The organism is uncultured Streptococcus sp., from assembly GCF_963521865.1.
GTDB lineage: Bacteria > Bacillota > Bacilli > Lactobacillales > Streptococcaceae > Streptococcus.
Window position 1 is genome coordinate 13433 of record NZ_CAUQWY010000011.1, and the last position, 17748, is coordinate 31180.

Below are 17748 nucleotides of genomic sequence, written 5' to 3' on the forward strand. Positions count from 1 at the left end.
TTTGAAAAGAAAGAATTTTGTAACGACTGCTTAGTAGTCCAAGTCATCCGCATGTCCAGAACCATTTCCAACAAAGTATCCTGTCTTACAGTTAAGGGTAAATAGATAGGTTCCATCTGGCTTGTAGAGGTTGTAATAACCATTGCCATTAACGATATTGACACGTTCAAGGATATATTGGTTGCCAGTGATATAACCACGTGAGCGTGAAGTTGCTAGAATTTGTTCCAAGACACCATCCTCGAAATCCCAAGCAGAGTTATTGCTATCATCAATAGCAGACTGGTTATAAGAAACACGACTCGCTCCTCTTTGAACAGCAACTCCTGCACTTGATACACCCATATTGACTTCACTACGAGAACTTCTAGTCTCAGTTGAGGCCGCATTTGAGCTACTTGGACTGGTCTCACTAGTAGTATTTGAGCTGGCTTGATTAGAGTTTGAACTGCTAGTTTGACTTGAACTTGAGTTTGAAATACTTGTTTGCTGGCTCTTACCAAGACTGATAGCCTTATCTAGCACTTTATCAAGCTCCGTATTCCCAGTTTTAATATCTGTAAATTTAGCATTCGATTTGGCTTTGGCATTGGTATCCAAGACACCATCCACAATAGCTGGTTTCTCAAATTGTGCATTGACATCTTGAATAGCCTTGATTTGCGTTGCTAGACTATCATACTTAGATTTGGCAAGCGTATATTCACGACTACCTTCCAGTTTATCAAGCAGTGTCTTAAGTTGACTCAGTTTATCAAACTGGCTATTTTTCAAAGCCGTTTTGTTGCTATCTGTATAGAAGCCATCGTATAAATTATTAAATTCTTCCACTTCTGCCTGCGAGTTTGTGGTTGATTGAGAAGTCTGGATTTCCTTGGTCGAACGAGCTACTTGACGATAAACATAATAAGCAGTTCCAAGGATAAGAACCGATAAGGCTACTAGAACCCCATAAAACACCCATTTCTTCTTACTTTTTTCATCTTCACTATCCGTTACTCGAGAAAATGTTGGAACTTCTTCCTCTCCAAATAATTGTACTTCTTCTGTCTCAAATTCTTCGACAAGAGGAGCTTCTGAAACTCGTGTTAATTCTAAATCATCAAACTGACTCAATTCATTTTCTGGAGCTGGAGAATGAACTCCTGTTTCCTCACGGAGCTCTTGAAGCAAATTATCTAGAGTCTGGGTCTCCTCTACCTCCACCTCTTCTTTTTCGATTAACTCCTCTTTTTTGTATTGGCGGGTCGCAAACTTATCTGCCTCAATTTCATCCTTGTGTTGTTTCACATACTTGTCCAAGATAGAATCTCCAGGCAATACACCTGCTTCCACCTCTTCATTTTTTCGCATGGCTTCTCCAACTGTTAGCTCTTTAGCTTCATCAAAATCAAATTGCGCTTCTTGATGTTCCGCTTTATGACGATTCCGTCTCTTCTTAGTCATGAGTTTACCTTCCTACTTTACTTCCTGGCGTTTAACACGCTGACCAAAATATTGATACAAATCAACTTTTAAGGTACCATTGTATAATTTACGTTTCTTATCTGCTTGACTACCGTACTTGGTCTCAAAAGCTTCATCACTAGTTAAGATAAATTTGCTCCACGTTTTCAGCGGTGCAAATACTTGCCCCATTTCAGCATAAAGCTTGGTAACCCCTTCATCATCTGACAAACGTTCACCATAAGGCGGATTGGAAATAATCACTCCATTGATTTTATCAGAACGCAAATCCTGCACGCGCATCTGCTTAAAGGTAATATCTCCTGCAACCCCTGCTGCCTGGGCATTTGCCTTTGCAATTTCCACCATGCGAGCATCAATATCACAGCCCATAATATCTAGTTCCAACTCACGATCCACTTTCTTAGCTGCCTCTGTGCGAACCTCTTGAATCAAACGATCGCTAATCCAGTTCCATTCCTCAAATGCAAAGGAACGGCGCAGACCAGGCGCCATCTTTCTAGCAATCATAACTGCCTCAATACAGAAAGTTCCTGAACCACAGGTCGGATCAATCAGAGGCTTGTCTGGGAACCAGTTAGAAAGTTGCAAAATAGCTGCTGCCATATTTTCCTTAATAGGAGCGCCACCTTTTTCGGTACGATAGCCACGTTTAAAGAGGCTGGAGCCTGTCGTATCAATCATGACAGTTGCTATGTCTTTCAGAATAGAAACCTCAATCTTAAACTCAGGACCATTCTCCATCAGAGGAACACCTTCTGGACGGGCATAGTGTTTCTGCAACTTCTTAACAACAGCTTTCTTAGAAATAGCCTGAACACTTGGCTCATTGTGAAGTTTAGATTTAACACATTTGGCTTTTGAAATTGGGAACCGAGCTCCAAGCGGTAAATAATGTTCCCAATCTAGAGCAAAAACTCCTTGAAAGAGCTCCTCAAAAGTCTTAGCCGGGAAAATTCCAACGATGATCTTAATACGATCTGCTGCCCGAAGCCAAAGGTTGGTTTCGATGATGGCTTTTGCATCTCCTTGAAAACGAACACGTCCATTTTCAACCTGACAATCGTAGCCCAACTCTCGCACTTCTCGACCAACGACAGCCTCAAGACCCGCTGCAGCAGTAGCGATTAAATTAAATTCTTTTTTCATGTTACAGTCTTGCAAGACCTTTCTATATGTCCACTTTAAAAAATGAGGTTGAGAAAATTTCTCAGCCCCAACCTATATGCAATTTTCTATAAGCCATGTTTTGTTCCAGAAGTGACTAGGACCACTTCCTTCGATAATCATCTGTCTACCACTAACAGCATAGAGCTAATAGCAGTCAGAGTACTACGTTCGTTTCCGTGTACTCCATGCCCCGACCAAAATTTGGGTTGCTAGCTTGAGGGGTTTACCGCGTTCCACTCTCTCCGTTTCCAGAAAGACTCCGTCACTGTGGCACTTTCAAGCCTACTCTGACCTATCAAAAGACTTAGCCATTTCAACTGCCGTAACGATTACTCGTCCCTAGGCTTATGGTTTCGCCTAGCACAAACACTACAGGCATCACAGCCTGTGCTAGCATGGACTTTCCTCATGAAAAGAAATTCTCCTCACGCGATTATCCAAAAATTGCACTTTTCAAATAAGCTCTTATAAATCAGAGTTATCCAAAATTTGTTTACCAAATACTTCTTTCTCAAGACGATTCAAGCGTTTCAAAATATCAAAATTCGTCATAGAGCTTGTAGTTGCCACTTCAAGAGGCTCGCCTTGAACTGGTGAAGGTTTTGGTTTACGAGATAATTCTTCCTTTAACTCAGCAATTTCTTGACGGAGAGATTTGACTAGAGCAGCATACGTTTCATAGTCCTTGATGACATCATCCAAAAATTCATCAACTTCAACCTTACTATACCCGCGAACTTCACGTCCAAATTCTTGCTCAAAAATATCTTTTGCTGTAAAAATAATACTTGCCATCTCTCTCTCCATTCTCGATTTCTAATAGTATTATTATATAAAAAAAGGCAAACAAAAATCAAGGTCAAAGGCTTACTTTTCAGAAAAATTTTCTGCTAGCTCATTTAAGTCTTCAAAGGTTAACCTTTTTATACGATAGCCTTCCTGATTTGTCATCAAGTTGTCCATAAATTTTAATTTTGTCTCATTTTCTGGATCATAGAAAAAATAGGCTAAATCAGTATTTTCCAGCAAAAATCGTTGGTAATCACGCAGTTGTTCCATATTTTCATACTTAGGATAGGCATATTTAACAAAATCTACCTGCTTAAATTGGCTAAGTTTAACCTGATTCGCTTCATTCCAACTTTCCCCATGTGTTTCAAAATCAAAAATAGTCGCTAGGCTAAAATCATACTCGTCTTTCATTTCATTTGCAACATCGAGAACCCAAGATTCAAATCCTAAATTCCCTGTAAATACCAGCCATTTAAGCCCCTCTTCTGCTAAACTTTCTAAATCCCTTCGAATCGCTTTCTTTATAACTTTTAACCTGATATCCTTTTCGTTAAACAAACCCAAATCGAAGTTAGAATAGCCCATAATTAAAGCTGTAGTCATTTTTGCACCTTTCTTTATACTTTTATGGTATAATAGAGTGATGTTATTGTACCAATAAGGAGAAATATGGTCAACTATCCTCATAAAATTTCATCAAAAAAAAGCCAAACATCTATTTCTCAACCAAAAAATTTCGCAAATCGAGGAATGACTTTTGAAAAGATGATTAACGCTACTAACGACTACTATCTAATACATGGCATGGCCGTTATCCATAAAAAACCAACGCCTGTTCAGATTGTTCGAGTAGACTATCCTCAACGAAGTCGAGCCAAAATTGTAGAAGCCTATTTTAGACAAGCTTCCACAACGGATTACTCTGGCGTATATAGAGGACATTACATTGACTTTGAAGCCAAGGAAACACGACAAAAGAATGCTATTCCAATGAAAAATTTTCATCTTCACCAGATTCAACATATGGAACAAGTTCTAGAACAGCAGGGTATTTGCTTCGTACTGCTTCATTTTTCTTCTCAACAAGAAACTTATTTGTTGCCGGCACTTGATTTGATTCGCTTTTATCATCAAGATAAGGGTCAAAAATCAATGCCACTTGGATATATTCGGGAAAACGGATATTTAGTGAAGCCAGGTGCTTTCCCTCAAATTCCCTATCTCGATATTATCAAAGAACATTTACTAGGTGGTAAAACAAGATGAACAAACAAACTATCCTGCGAATAGCTAAGTATGTAAGTATCGGCTTCTTAACTATAGTCATCGCAGCTGTTGTCCTAGGCGGAGGGCTTTTTCTCTACTATGTTAGCAAAGCTCCAACCTTATCTGAAAGTAAATTAGTCGCGACAACCTCTAGCAAGATTTATGATAATAAGAACGAATTGATTGCTGATCTTGGAGCGGAACGTCGCGTAAATACTCAAGCAAATGAAATCCCTACTGATTTAGTCAAAGCTATTGTATCTATCGAAGACCACCGTTTCTTTGATCATAGAGGTGTTGATACTATTCGTATCATAGGAGCTGCATTACGAAACCTCCAAGGACAAGGGGGACTCCAAGGTGCTTCAACCTTGACCCAGCAATTGATTAAATTAACTTACTTTTCTACTTCAACTGCTGACCAAACCATATCACGTAAAGCTCAAGAAGCTTGGCTAGCAGTTCAGCTAGAACAAAAAGCAACCAAGCAAGAAATTCTGACCTATTACATCAATAAAGTCTACATGTCTAACGGTAACTATGGGATGCAAACCGCAGCCGAAAATTACTATGGAAAAGACTTGAAGGAATTAAGCTTGCCGCAGTTAGCACTCCTTGCTGGAATGCCTCAGGCACCAAACCAATATGATCCTTATTCCCATCCAGAAGCTGCTCTCGAACGTCGTAATTTAGTACTTTCAGAAATGAAAGACCAAAATTACATCAGTGCAGAACAATATGAAAAAGCAATTAATACTCCTATCACCGATGGTCTCCAGAGCTTAAAATCAGCCAATAGTTATCCAGCCTATATGGACAATTACCTCAAAGAAGTAATCGACCAAGTCAAACAAGAAACTGGCTACAATCTTCTTACCACAGGTATGGAAGTCTATACTAATGTCGACAAAAATGTTCAACAGAGACTTTGGGATGTTTACAATACAGATGAGTATGTTGCTTACCCAGATGATGAAATCCAAGTAGCATCCACTATCGTAGATGTAACAAATGGTAAAGTACTTGCTCAGTTAGGGGCCCGTTACCAATCAAGTAATGTATCTTTCGGCATTAACCAAGCCGTGGAAACAAACCGTGACTGGGGTTCTACTATGAAACCCATCACTGACTATGCTCCCGCGTTAGAGTATGGAGTTTATGACTCTACTGCAACTATTGTACATGACGTTCCTTATAATTATCCTGGTACTGATATTCCCGTCTACAACTGGGACCATGGCTACTTTGGAAATATTACAATTCAGTATGCACTTCAACAGTCACGTAATGTCACAGCGGTTGAAACTCTTAATAAGGTTGGTTTAGACAGAGCAAAAACCTTCCTCAATGGATTAGGTATTGACTATCCAAGCATACACTATGCCAATGCCATTTCAAGTAATACACCTGAATCCAACAAAAAATATGGTGCAAGTAGTGAAAAAATGGCCGCTGCCTACGCAGCTTTTGCTAATGGTGGTATTTATCACAAACCAATGTATATCAATAAAATCGTCTTTAGTGATGGTAGTGAAAAAGAATTTTCTGATGCTGGTACACGAGCTATGAAAGAAACCACTGCCTATATGATGACCGAAATGATGAAAACTGTATTAGTCTACGGAACAGGACGTGGTGCCTACCTACCATGGCTTCCACAAGCAGGTAAGACAGGTACTTCTAACTATACTGACGACGAAATTGAAAAGTATATCAAGAACACTGGCTACGTAGCTCCTGATGAAATGTTTGTAGGTTATACTCGCAAATATGCAATGGCTGTTTGGACAGGTTACTCAAATCGTCTCACTCCAATCATTGGAGATGGTTTCCTCGTAGCTGGTAGAGTCTATCGATCAATGATGACCTACCTCTCAGAAGATAACCGCCCTGGAGATTGGACAATGCCTGAGGGCTTATACAGAAGTGGAGAGTTCGTCTTCCAAAACGGAGCAAGAAATACTTGGAATACTACAGCTACACAACAAACACAGTCAGTAGAGAATTCCTCCACAACAACTGAAACTTCAACTACACAGGCAAATACGACGGTTGGTCAACAACCCAATAATGCTCCAGTAACTGAGCCTAATCAGGGACAAACTAGTCAAACCGTCCAACCAGTACAACCAACACCGCAAAATCCACCAGTTCAACAGCAACCACAACAGTAAAAAGTAAATCCTGAGTTCACAGTTCTGCTCAGGATTTTTTCTACAAAAAATTAGCCTCATCATCTCTGAAAGTGAAGGTAGTCATCAATTCATCTTCGAGAAAGCAAAAGAAGTTAGCTAAAAACTAACTTCTTATTTGATCTATTTCACATGTTTTGCGAGTTCTTCTTGCGCTTTTTTATTGGATTCTTCTTTTTCTTTCATCCATTTATCTTGCGCTTTTTGATATTCATCTGCAGTGACTGCCTTGTCTTGAAGTTCAAGATATTTGTATCGGAGCGGATCGCTTGTTCCCTTGTTCCCTGAGAAAGAGAAAGGTAAAGTAAATGGTACCATTTTAGACAAGATTGGACGACCTGTACGAGATGTCGTTGGAATGACTAGGGCACTATCTGTTAGCCAAGCTTGAGCTGCAGCATACTTGTTATACCGTTTCGTCACATCTGTAGTTTCTTCCCCTGCTTCATTGACCATTTTATCATAATCATTAAGACCAACCTTCTTAGCCGCCTCATTGTCTTTTCCTGAATCAAATCCTAGGTAAGTTCTCGTATTTTCCCCTACAGAAGGCTTGATGATATCAAGATAAGTTGATGGATCTGAAAAGTCTGGTCCCCATCCAACGTTATCAGAAATATCCCAATCCTCACCAGCAGCAGTTTGTGCAAATAAAGTAACATTAAGCACTTCATCTTTTTGCAATTGTTGAATATCAATAATGACATTATCAGTTCCTAAAGTCGCTTCCAAGGATTGTTTCATAGATTGGACACGCTGAACTTTTGTAGTTGCTGTCTGGTCAACTGGCATATCTAGATGAATTGGGAAGGTTACACCCTCAGCTTGAAGAGCAGTCTTAGCTTTGGCAAATTCTGCTTTAGCTTTCTCTGGATTATAGAGACCGTCTTGAGCATCAGCAAGGTTCACATCCTTCCATTCATCCCCGTAAGTCACCAATTTTTCTTTGACCATATCGCCAAAGTTTTTACCATCTGCTTGAACAAATGTTGGTGGAACAAAGATATTACGTAAGATTTTGCTTGCTCCAGTTTGTCCATTTAGCTGAGAGGCATAGGCTGTACGATCAAAACCAAAGGCAATAGCCTGGCGGAAATCCTTGTTTAAGAGAGCCTTTTTAGTAGACGTCTTTTGTTCTTCGCTAGTCTTAGAAGTATATTTATAGGACTGACGGTCGATGTTTGTCCCTACTACATAAGTCGTAGAGTCCTGTTGCGTATAGACAATATTGTCCTTCATCTCTTTCTCAAGTTCTGCGAAACTTGCACTTGTTGGATAGAGACGAGCTGCTGAAAGGCTACCATCTTTAAAGTTTTCTGCAGGTTTACTAGTATCTTGACCGTCCCAGAATGACAATTTAACTTTGTCAATATGAACATTGTCTTTATCCCAGTAATTAGGATTCTTCGCAAATTCAACAGTAGATTTAGTCACAATGGATTTCAACAAATACGGACCATTATACAAGATACTACTTGGATCTGTTGCTTTAGCAAAATCATCCCCTTTTGAGTTCAAAAACTCTTCATTAACTGGTGCCAAGACACCCATGGTTGTTTTAGAATTCCAAAAACTTTCAGGTTTGTTCAAAGTGTATTGGACTGTTTGATCGTCAAGGGCTTTAATTCCAACTTGAGAGAAATCTTTATTTTCCCCTTTAGCATAGGCATCCAGTCCTTTGATTGAATCCTGTACCAAGTAAAGGGCTTCAGATTTCTTGTCTGTTGCATATTTAAGACCTGTCACAAAATCCTGAGCCTTGACAGGAGCATATTCTTCTCCCTCAGATGTATACCACTTGGCATCCTGACGAATCTTATAAGTGTAGGTCAAGCCATCCTTAGAAACTGACCAGTCCTCTGCCATTGAGGGAATAAGGTTCCCGTATTTATCATTTTCAAGCAATCCATCAATCACATTACTAGTAATGTCAGCAGTCGCTGCCTTACCAGTTGTTAAGTAGTTGAGATTATCTGGGTGTGTCTCGTAGGTGAATGCAAAAGTCTGCTCACCTTTAGTAACAGAACCACCAGAACATGCAGCTAGAACACCTGCTGCTAGTAAGGTAACTCCTGCGAGTGCCAATACTTTTCTCGTTTTCATAAACTTCTCCTTTGCTTTTCTATCCATTATAGACCCTTTTTCAAACCTTATCAACAGAATTTTCAGAATTTTTGAAAATTATTTTTTAAACAATTTAATTAGAAAAATATGAATAATATCAAAAACCCCTCAACTACATTAGGTAGTCAAGGAATGATCAATCATATTTCTAAAAAGCAACTGATCCGCAGTTTTAGTTATTTAATCTAACTCATTTCTTACACACTGCAAAGCCGCTCCAATTACTTGGTGCATATCGTAATAACGATAGTGTCCTAAACGACCACCAAAGATAACATTCCCTTGCTCATCAGCCAATTTTTTATACGATTTATACAAATGATTATTCCAATCATTATTTACTAGATAATAAGGCTCATCACCTTTTTCCCATGTTTTAGAATGTTCTTTAGTTCAGGAGTTTTACCATTTAAAACCACACGTTGCTCATCAATCTTAGCTTGTGCTTCTGCTGGCCTTACAACTCCCCAAAGTTTATTGAAGGTATTTATATTAAAAGGAAGGTTATAAATCTCTCCCTTATAATTTCAACAGGAGAGTTGGTATAGCGGTTAAGCTCTGCAAACTGATTTACATAATCCCAAATCTCCTTATCAGAAGTATGGAAAATATGAGCACCATATTGATGAACTTGGATTCCTTCCTCTTCACGGGTATAAATATTTCCTGCGATATGATTTCGTTTTTCAATGACTTTTACTTTTTTCCTTTTAAGGCTGCTTCATAGGCAAATACTGCACCAAAGAGACCAGCACCGACAACAAGATAATCGTAGATACGATACTCCTTCAATTCAAAACATACTAAATTTCAATCAGTTTATTCCTAAAATAATACTGAGTAAAAACCAGCTAGCAAACTAAAGTGATCTCTACAGCCAGGTCAAAAAATACTTTGAAGTTTTATACAAAACTAATAAGGTTAGTAATAAACTTACGACGGCAAGACAATATTTACATAGTCTTGAATAGATTTTCAAATAGTATCAACAAGCCTAGAAATACTAATCAATTCTAGCATAAAGCAATAATTTTTTCAGCTACAAATATAATGAGTAAGTCAAATCAAAAAGACAAGCATCAAAAAATGATGATTGTCTTCATAGGATAATTTTCTTTTCGGAAAAACTAGTTTATCTTATTTAACATGATTTTCTGCTTCTTTTTGAGCTTTTTCAATTGCTTTTTTGCTTTCTTGCTCCCATTTAGTCTTGGCTTCTTCATACTGTTTGATCGTAACAGTATCTTTTTGCAGTTTCATATGCTTATAGTTATAACCGTCCCCCTTGATACCGACCAATGAGTATCCTCTTGTAAATGGTGTCACTTTTGTCACAGAAGCAGTCCCACCTCCTGACATAGCTGACATAATGAGAGAGTTATCAATCATCCAAGCCTGTGCTTCAGCATATTTCTCGTAACGTTTAGCTACATCTTTATTTTCACTATCCGCATCTTTGAGCATTTTAGTGTAAGTATCCAAACCTAGGCTAGCAATCTTCGCTTTATCTTCCTTGGCATCTAGACCAAAAATCTTGAGATAGAATCCATCCTCTGCATTGAAAGGATTGAGGTAAGTAGATGGATCCTGATAATCCGCTACCCAACCATCAAAACTTAAATCATAATCTCTTGCATTGGGAGTAGGAGCCAAGAAGGCTACATTATTGTACTCATCTGTAGAGAGTTGTTGAACATCAATAACAAGATTGTCAGCACCTAAAAGAGATTCAAGAGTCTGTTTCACAGAATTCATACCAGTCACAGCATTTTTATTCGTCTGATCAACAGCTACATCCAAGTGAATTGGGAAGGTCACACCTTGACTTGCCAAGTCTTTTTTGGCTTCTGCAAATTTTGCTTGGGCTTTTTCTTTGTTAAAATAGGCATCCTGCGCATCTGCTAGGTTCATACCTGCCCACTCTATTCCATAGTTGAGCAATTTAGAAGCGACTACTTCTCCAAAGGTCTTGTCTCCAACTTGGACAAATGTAGGAGGCACTAGGGTATTCCGAAGGGTCTTGCTAGCCGCTTCTTCCCCATTTGACTGGGCAGAGTAGGCTGCGCGGTCCAAGGCAAAATTTACTGCTTGACGGAAGTTTTTGTTCAAGACAGCTGTCTCAGTTGACTTCTTCTGCTCATCTGTCGTTTTAGCAGTGTGATTGTAAGCCTTACGGTTGACGTTGAAATTGAAGTACCAAGAAGTCTTGTCTTGCAAACTATAGACGATATTATCCTTATATTTCTCCTTGGTCTTGGCAAAGTTTGAACTATTTGGATAAACCCCAGCGATAGAATAGGCTCCACTTTCAAAATTACGGATAGTCAATTCTTGATCTGAGCCATCAAAATAAGCCAATTTCACATGTTCAATTGATACTTTGTCATGATCATAGTAATGCGGATTCTTCACATACTCGATTGATGATTTTGATGTGAAATCTTTTAACAAATAAGGTCCACTGTAAAGAATGCTATCTGGAGATAGGGTTCCAAAATCTTTCCCCTTTGAATTTAAAAACTCTTCGTTTACTGGGAAAAGAATACTGTTGGTTGTTTTTGAATTCCAGTAAGGCTCTGGGCGTGTCAAAGTATACTGAACAGTCTGGTCATCAATGACCTTCACACCAACCTTAGAAAAGTCAGAATCCGCTCCTGTAATATAATCATTCAAACCCTTGATCGAGTTTTGAATCAAGTCAATGGCCTGTGATTTATTATCCACTGCATACTTGATACCTGTCACAAAATCTTGTGCCTTGACTGGGGCGTACTCTTCACCGTCAGCTGTGAACCATTTGGCATCTTTTCTTAATTTGTAGGTATAAGTCAGACCGTCGCTCGAAACAGACCAGTCTTCTGCCAAAGATGGAACTAGATTTCCATAATTGTCATTTTCAAGCAAACCATCAACTAGGTTGGTGATAATCGATGTATTATCGGCGTAGTAGTCTAATAAATAGTTAAATGTAGTTGGATTTCCACTAAAGGTTGATGAGTAAGTTTTTGTATCTGAACCTGATTGACCGCAAGCAGTTAAAAGCAGGGCAGCTGCAACAGTCAGGCCTGCACTAAGGACACGCTTTTTTGTATTCATCTTCTTTCTCCTTTATGTTAGTTTTTATAACATAAGTTTATTTTACCAAATTAGTGGGGATTTGTAAAGTTAATTGAATTTCTAGAATGGAAGTTTATAAACTCTAGGCATTAAAAAAACAAAGGAATCCTGTCTTACATACAGTCTTCCCTTGTGTTTATGCGATTTATTGATTAAAAATTATTTGTAAAAACAAGCCTAGACTCATTTTACGTGTTTTTCTAAATCCTTTTGATACTGAGCATTAGATTCTAGTTTTTCCTTTTGCCATTTTTTGAGGGCTGCCTCATACTCTTTAGTTGTAACAATATCATTTTGAAGTTCCATTCCTTTAAAAATAAATGGATCCCCTTTGATACCAACTTGTGAATAAGCTTTAGTAAATGGTACAGCACGACTTACCATAGGAGAACCTCCTGAAGACGCCACTGGAATAAGGAGAGAACTATCTGTTACCCAAGCTTGAGCCTTAGCATATTTCTCATAACGTTTGTCAAGATTAGTGGTCTCAGAGGCAGCTTCATCCAAGAGCTTCTTGTATTCATCCAAGCCAACTTTCGCCATCACTTCAGGATCCTTGCCCTTTGTTATACCTAGATGTTTCAAGGCAGAACCCTTCTTAGCATCTAAAATATTGAGATAGGTTGCTGGGTCTTGGTAATCTGGCCCCCAACCTGTTCCGTTCAAATCATAGTCTTTTTGCGTTGGAACTTTTGCTTGAGAAGTGATACTTTCCTTTTCATTGTCTGTCATTTGAAGAACATCTACAATGACATTCTCCGTTCCAAGCGTTTCTTCAATTGATTGTTTTAGCGAATTGGTTTGTTGAACCGCAACTACATCTGTCTGTTCTACTGGCACATCCAAATGAATCGGAAAACTTACTCCCTTAGCTTGCAATTCTGACTTCGCTTTTTCAAATGCAGATTTAGCCTTTGTAGGATTGTAAATTGTATCCTTACCATCTGTGAGACTCACATCTTTCCACTGTTCTCCATATTTCAGTAGTTCATCCTGAGCCAACTGTCCGAAGGTCTTTCCTGCTACTTGAACATAATTATCTGGCACTAGACTATTACGAATAATCTTATCCGCACCTTCTTCACCGTTTAATTGGGCCGTATAGGCGTGGCGATTGAAGGCAAAATTAATTGCTTGACGGAAATTTTTATTCAGCATGGCTTCTTTTGTAGAAAGCTTTTGTCCTTCATCTGTCTTGGCTGTTTTATTATATGATTGACGATTTACGTTAAAAGTAAAGTAATAACTAGTTGCTTCCTGAGGGCTATAAATAATCTGATCTCCATATTTCTCTTTGGTAGAAGCAAAACTTGAACTATTTGGGAAAAGTCTCGCTGTATTATATGCTCCTGTAGCGAAACTACGGATAAGGGATTCTTGATCTGATCCGTCATAGAATGTTAATTTTACATTATCAATCTTGACATTTTCCTTATCCCAATAGTTAGGATTTTTTTCATATTCAATCACAGATTTAGAAATCAAAGATTTCAAAAAATATGGACCATTGTAAAGAATACTTGATGGGGTTGGCGCTCCGTAATCCTTACCTGTTGCATTCAAAAATTCTTCATTTACAGGAAGCATGGTTGCTGTTGTTACTTTAGAGTTCCAAAAACTTTCTGGTTTATTAAGGGTATATTCTACCGTATAATCATCAAGAGCTTTAACACCTACAGTTGAAAAATCATTGGTCTCACCACTAACATAAGCCTCCAACCCTTTGATTGATTTTTCAATCAAAGAAAGACCATCTGACTTAGCATCTGCTGCATGTTTCAGACCGGTAACAAAATCCTGCGCCTTAACTTCTGCATACTCCTCTCCTTCAGAAGTATACCACTTCACCCCCTTACGAAGTTTGTAAGTGTAAGTCAAACCATCGGTTGAAACAGTCCAATCTTCTGCTAAAGACGGAACAAGATTCCCATATTTATCATTCTCTAAAAGACCATCAACAACATTACCAATCACGTCAGAGGTAGAACTTTTACTCGTAACGCTATAATCCAAAGAAGACGGATCCACTGCATAAACATAAGAAAAGCTCCTCGGGGCATCTGCTTTCTTATCACTTTTACCACAAGCTGCCAAAAGAAGGGCTGCACTCATCGTTAATCCTGCTCCTAAAATCCACTTTTTAGATTTCATAACCAAACTCCTTTAATAATATGTATTTCCACCATTATACTCTATTTTATTATAAAAGCAAGAGCTTTTGACAGATTTTTTAGAAAATTCTAAAAAATATTTTTAAAAGAGTTCTCTAAAAAACTTTTAGCAAAAACTCAAACTCTATAAGCTTGAGGTCCCCACTTTTTAGTCAGTCAAGTCCACACAGAAAGCATCCCATGGAGCTAAGATTTGTTTTTCCAAAACTTCTTGAGCCACAGTATTTTCAATCAGGACTGATTTAACTTTTCCTTCTACTGCCAAGTCTTGCTCTTCATTGGACAAGTTAGCTACGACTAGGAATCGACGATCACCATCTTTACGGATATAAGCAAAGACCTTGTCAGCTGTTTCCAATAGTTCAAAGTCAGCTCGAATCAGCCAGCTATTCTCCTTACGGATTTGAATCAGTTTCTGATAGGTATAGAAAATAGAATCTGGATTTGCCAGCGCTTCTTGAACGTTGATTGCGTGATAGTTTGGATTGACTGGCAACCAAGGTTGACCTGCCGAGAAACCAGCGTTTTTGCTCTCATCCCATTGCATAGGGGTACGGGCATTGTCACGTCCAATGACACGGATACTGTCCATGATTTCTTCCAGCGAAACGCCTTTTTCAAGAGCCTCACGCGCATAGTTAAGAGATTCAATATCTTCTACTTGGTCCAGTGTTTCAAACGGATAGTTGGTCATCCCAATTTCCTCACCTTGGTAGATATAAGGTGTTCCTCTCATGAGATGAAGTAAGATTGCAAAGGCTTTGGCAGATTTTTCGCGGTATTCTTGGCCATTTCCCCAGATTGAGACGATACGAGGAAGGTCATGATTGTTCCAGAAAAGCGAATTCCAGCCATCCTCAACTCCTAATTCTGTCTGCCATTTGTTGAAAATTTCTTTTAACTTAACTATATTCAGCTCTTTTTGATAATGCCATTTAGGTTGCCCTTCCTGATACTGAAGACAAATATGTTCAAACTGGAAGACCATAGACAATTCTTGCCCCTTTGGATCAGAGTAGAGCTTGGCAATCTCTGGCGTTGCTCCCCAAGTCTCCCCTACTGTTAAGAGATTCTTATTGCCAAAGGTAGCCTGATTCATTTCCTTGAGATAGGGATGGAGCATCGGACCATTATTGACTACCTTCTCGTCAGGAATTTTGCCAATCATGTCAATAACATCCATACGGAAACCGCCAATGCCTTTATCAATCCAGAAGTTCATCATCTCATAAATTTTCTGGCGAAGTTTTTCATTTTCCCAGTTAAGATCAGGCTGTTTCTTGCTGAAAAAGTGTAGATAGTACTGACCTGACTTTTCATCGTATTCCCAAGCAGACCCACTAAAGATAGACTCCAAATCATTGGGTTCGTCCCGCCAGATATAGTAGTCTCTCTCAGGGCTATCAGGATTTTCACAGGCCTCGACAAACCAAGCATGTTCATCTGAGGTATGATTGACCACCAAGTCCATGATGATACGAATATCACGTTTCTTAGCTTCCGCGATCAGTTGGTCCATATCCTCCATGGTCCCAAAAATAGCCGCAATCGCTTGATAATCAGCAATATCATAGCCATTATCATCCATAGGACTGTCATAAACAGGAGAAAGCCAAATCGCTGTAATTCCTAACTTGGCTAGATAGTCTAACTTACTGGTAATTCCTGGCAAATCCCCAATTCCATCTCCGTTGCTATCCATAAAGCTCTTAGGATAAACTTGATAGACTACGGCATTGTGCCACCATTTTTCTTGCATCTTCTTACCTCATTATTTTCATAATCTGTAGTCTATGATAGCGCTTTTTAAAATTTTATGCAAGCGTTTGCCTAATCTTTTTGATTCCTTTTTTGACTCCATAGTTTCCTAACTTCCAATTTTTTATTATAATAGAGGTCAGAGGTAAAAAAATGAAAAAACAAGCTTTTAGTTCTGAACAATATTTGAATCTACAGCGCGACCACATTTTGGAGCGCATTAACCAATTTGACGGCAAGCTCTACTTAGAGTTTGGGGGAAAAATGTTAGAAGATTTCCACGCCGCTCGTGTCCTTCCTGGTTATGAGCCTGATAATAAAATCAAGCTCTTGCAAGAGTTGAAAGAACAGGTTGAGGTTGTGATTGCCATTAATGCTAGCAACATCGAGCATTCTAAAGCACGTGGTGACTTGGGCATTTCTTATGACCAAGAAGTTCTTCGTTTGATTGACAAATTTAATGAATTAGGGATTTTTGTTGGTTCCGTTGTCATTACACAATACGCTGGCCAACCCGCTGCGGATGCCTTCCGCAATCAACTCGAGAAAAACGGAATTGATTCTTATCTTCATTATCCAATCAAAGGATACCCAACAGATATGGATCACATCATTTCTCCTGAAGGTATGGGGAAAAATGACTACATCAAAACCAGTCGAAACTTGATTGTCGTAACCGCTCCTGGACCTGGTTCTGGAAAATTGGCAACCTGTATGTCCAATATGTACCACGACCAAATCAATGGTATCAAGTCTGGTTACGCTAAATTTGAAACCTTCCCAGTTTGGAACCTCCCACTTCATCATCCAGTTAATTTGGCCTACGAGGCTGCCACAGCAGACCTTGACGATGTCAACATGATCGACCCCTTCCATCTCCAAACTTACGGAGAGACCACTGTCAACTACAACCGTGATATCGAGATTTTCCCAGTGCTCAAACGCATGTTGGAACGTATTCTTGGTAAATCTCCATACGCTTCTCCGACAGATATGGGTGTCAACATGGTAGGCTTCGCTATTACAGATGATGAAGCTGCTGTCGAAGCTTCTAAACAAGAAATCATCCGCCGTTACTATCAAACTGTTCTTGACTTCAAAGCCGAAAAAGTGGGCGAAGCTGCTGTCAAGAAAATCGAGTTGCTTATGAATGACCTCGGTATCACACCAGCAGACCGTAAGGTTGCTGTTGCTGCACGCCAAAAAGCAGAAGAAACTGGTGGACCAGCCCTAGCCCTTGAATTACCAAATGGGGAAATCGTGACTGGTAAGAACTCAGAACTCTTTGGCCCTACAGCCGCTGCCTTGATCAACGCTATCAAGAAATCAGCTGATATTGCTAAAGAAGTGAAACTCATCGAACCTGAAGTTGTTAAGCCAATCCAAGGTCTTAAAATCGATCATCTCGGTAGCCGCAATCCACGCCTTCATTCAAATGAAATCCTGATTGCCCTTGCTATCACAGCTACAGAAAATCCTGATGCTGCCCGCGCTATGGAAGAACTTGGCAACCTCAAAGGAAGCGAAGCCCACTCAACCATCATCTTGACAGACGAAGACAAGAATGTCCTTCGTAAATTAGGTATCAATGTAACCTTTGACCCTTACTACCAATACGACCGCTTGTATCGTAAATAAAGATTTCAACCTCTCCACCCTCGGAGAGGTTTTCTCTCTGCCTCAAGAGCCGG

Annotated in this window: 11 protein-coding genes, 1 other RNA gene and 1 pseudogene; 3 read left to right on the forward strand and 10 right to left on the reverse strand. The window is 39.2% G+C overall.

The genetic code is table 11. The features are described from left to right. Positions 1 to 30: 30 nt before the first annotated feature. The 5 genes from RWO85_RS04695 to RWO85_RS04715 form a co-directional block, all read right to left on the reverse strand. Positions 31 to 1446 (reverse strand): cell division site-positioning protein MapZ family protein, encoded by a 1416-nt coding sequence (locus RWO85_RS04695; protein ID WP_314414336.1) that lies wholly within the window; start codon positions 1444 to 1446, stop codon positions 31 to 33. Positions 1447 to 1458: 12 nt separating this feature from the next. Further along, positions 1459 to 2616, reverse strand: coding sequence for a class I SAM-dependent RNA methyltransferase (locus RWO85_RS04700; protein ID WP_314414337.1), 1158 nt, complete (start codon positions 2614 to 2616; stop codon positions 1459 to 1461). A gap of 84 nt (positions 2617 to 2700) precedes the next feature. Beyond that, an RNA gene (gene rnpB, locus RWO85_RS04705) (RNase P RNA component class B) lies at positions 2701 to 3082 on the reverse strand. A gap of 20 nt (positions 3083 to 3102) precedes the next feature. Beyond that, positions 3103 to 3432: a cell division regulator GpsB gene (gene gpsB / locus RWO85_RS04710; RefSeq protein ID WP_314414338.1), complete on the reverse strand. Its 330-nt coding sequence runs from the start codon at positions 3430 to 3432 to the stop codon at positions 3103 to 3105. 72 nt (positions 3433 to 3504) lie between these two features. Continuing rightward, complete coding sequence (locus RWO85_RS04715) at positions 3505 to 4032, reverse strand: DUF1273 domain-containing protein (protein ID WP_314414339.1); 528 nt, start codon at positions 4030 to 4032, stop codon at positions 3505 to 3507. A gap of 66 nt (positions 4033 to 4098) precedes the next feature. Between RWO85_RS04715 and recU the strand changes: the two genes are divergently transcribed. Beyond that, positions 4099 to 4695, forward strand: a complete 597-nt coding sequence (gene recU, locus RWO85_RS04720) for a Holliday junction resolvase RecU (protein WP_314414340.1) — start codon at positions 4099 to 4101, stop codon at positions 4693 to 4695. Further along, a complete protein-coding gene (gene pbp1a / locus RWO85_RS04725) occupies positions 4692 to 6869 on the forward strand; it encodes a penicillin-binding protein PBP1A (protein WP_314414343.1) in 2178 nt (725 codons plus the stop codon). Before recU ends, pbp1a begins: the two co-directional genes overlap by 4 nt. Positions 6870 to 7010: 141 nt before the next feature. Here the strand turns inward: pbp1a and RWO85_RS04730 are convergent, their stop codons facing one another. From RWO85_RS04730 to RWO85_RS04750, 5 genes and pseudogenes are all read right to left on the reverse strand, one after another. Continuing rightward, positions 7011 to 8990: a peptide ABC transporter substrate-binding protein gene (locus tag RWO85_RS04730; protein WP_314414345.1), complete on the reverse strand. Its 1980-nt coding sequence runs from the start codon at positions 8988 to 8990 to the stop codon at positions 7011 to 7013. A gap of 201 nt (positions 8991 to 9191) precedes the next feature. Further along, positions 9192 to 9788: pseudogene (locus tag RWO85_RS04735) on the reverse strand (NAD(P)-binding protein). Between the two features lie 360 nt (positions 9789 to 10148). Continuing rightward, positions 10149 to 12107, reverse strand: coding sequence for a peptide ABC transporter substrate-binding protein (locus tag RWO85_RS04740; protein ID WP_314414347.1), 1959 nt, complete (start codon positions 12105 to 12107; stop codon positions 10149 to 10151). Between the two features lie 204 nt (positions 12108 to 12311). Beyond that, positions 12312 to 14279, reverse strand: coding sequence for a peptide ABC transporter substrate-binding protein (locus RWO85_RS04745; RefSeq protein ID WP_314414349.1), 1968 nt, complete (start codon positions 14277 to 14279; stop codon positions 12312 to 12314). Between the two features lie 168 nt (positions 14280 to 14447). Then, positions 14448 to 16058: an alpha-glucosidase gene (locus tag RWO85_RS04750; RefSeq protein WP_314414350.1), complete on the reverse strand. Its 1611-nt coding sequence runs from the start codon at positions 16056 to 16058 to the stop codon at positions 14448 to 14450. Positions 16059 to 16210: 152 nt separating this feature from the next. On the opposite strand from RWO85_RS04750, the gene RWO85_RS04755 reads away from it, so the two are divergent. Beyond that, positions 16211 to 17695 (forward strand): DUF1846 domain-containing protein, encoded by a 1485-nt coding sequence (locus RWO85_RS04755; protein WP_261142490.1) that lies wholly within the window; start codon positions 16211 to 16213, stop codon positions 17693 to 17695. Positions 17696 to 17748 lie beyond the last annotated feature (53 nt).

What these genes read in the sequence shown, in the direction of transcription:
- recU (WP_314414340.1), top strand. Translation starts at nt 4,099, where the DNA reads ATGGTCAACTATCCTCATAAAATTTCATCAAAAAAAAGCCAAACATCT.
- RWO85_RS04755 (WP_261142490.1), top strand. Translation starts at nt 16,211, where the DNA reads ATGAAAAAACAAGCTTTTAGTTCTGAACAATATTTGAATCTACAGCGC.
- pbp1a (WP_314414343.1), top strand. Translation starts at nt 4,692, where the DNA reads ATGAACAAACAAACTATCCTGCGAATAGCTAAGTATGTAAGTATCGGC.
- RWO85_RS04750 (WP_314414350.1), bottom strand. Translation starts at nt 16,058, where the DNA reads ATGCAAGAAAAATGGTGGCACAATGCCGTAGTCTATCAAGTTTATCCT.
- RWO85_RS04715 (WP_314414339.1), bottom strand. Translation starts at nt 4,032, where the DNA reads ATGACTACAGCTTTAATTATGGGCTATTCTAACTTCGATTTGGGTTTG.
- RWO85_RS04700 (WP_314414337.1), bottom strand. Translation starts at nt 2,616, where the DNA reads ATGAAAAAAGAATTTAATTTAATCGCTACTGCTGCAGCGGGTCTTGAG.
- RWO85_RS04730 (WP_314414345.1), bottom strand. Translation starts at nt 8,990, where the DNA reads ATGAAAACGAGAAAAGTATTGGCACTCGCAGGAGTTACCTTACTAGCA.
- RWO85_RS04695 (WP_314414336.1), bottom strand. Translation starts at nt 1,446, where the DNA reads ATGACTAAGAAGAGACGGAATCGTCATAAAGCGGAACATCAAGAAGCG.
- RWO85_RS04745 (WP_314414349.1), bottom strand. Translation starts at nt 14,279, where the DNA reads ATGAAATCTAAAAAGTGGATTTTAGGAGCAGGATTAACGATGAGTGCA.
- gpsB (WP_314414338.1), bottom strand. Translation starts at nt 3,432, where the DNA reads ATGGCAAGTATTATTTTTACAGCAAAAGATATTTTTGAGCAAGAATTT.
- RWO85_RS04740 (WP_314414347.1), bottom strand. Translation starts at nt 12,107, where the DNA reads ATGAATACAAAAAAGCGTGTCCTTAGTGCAGGCCTGACTGTTGCAGCT.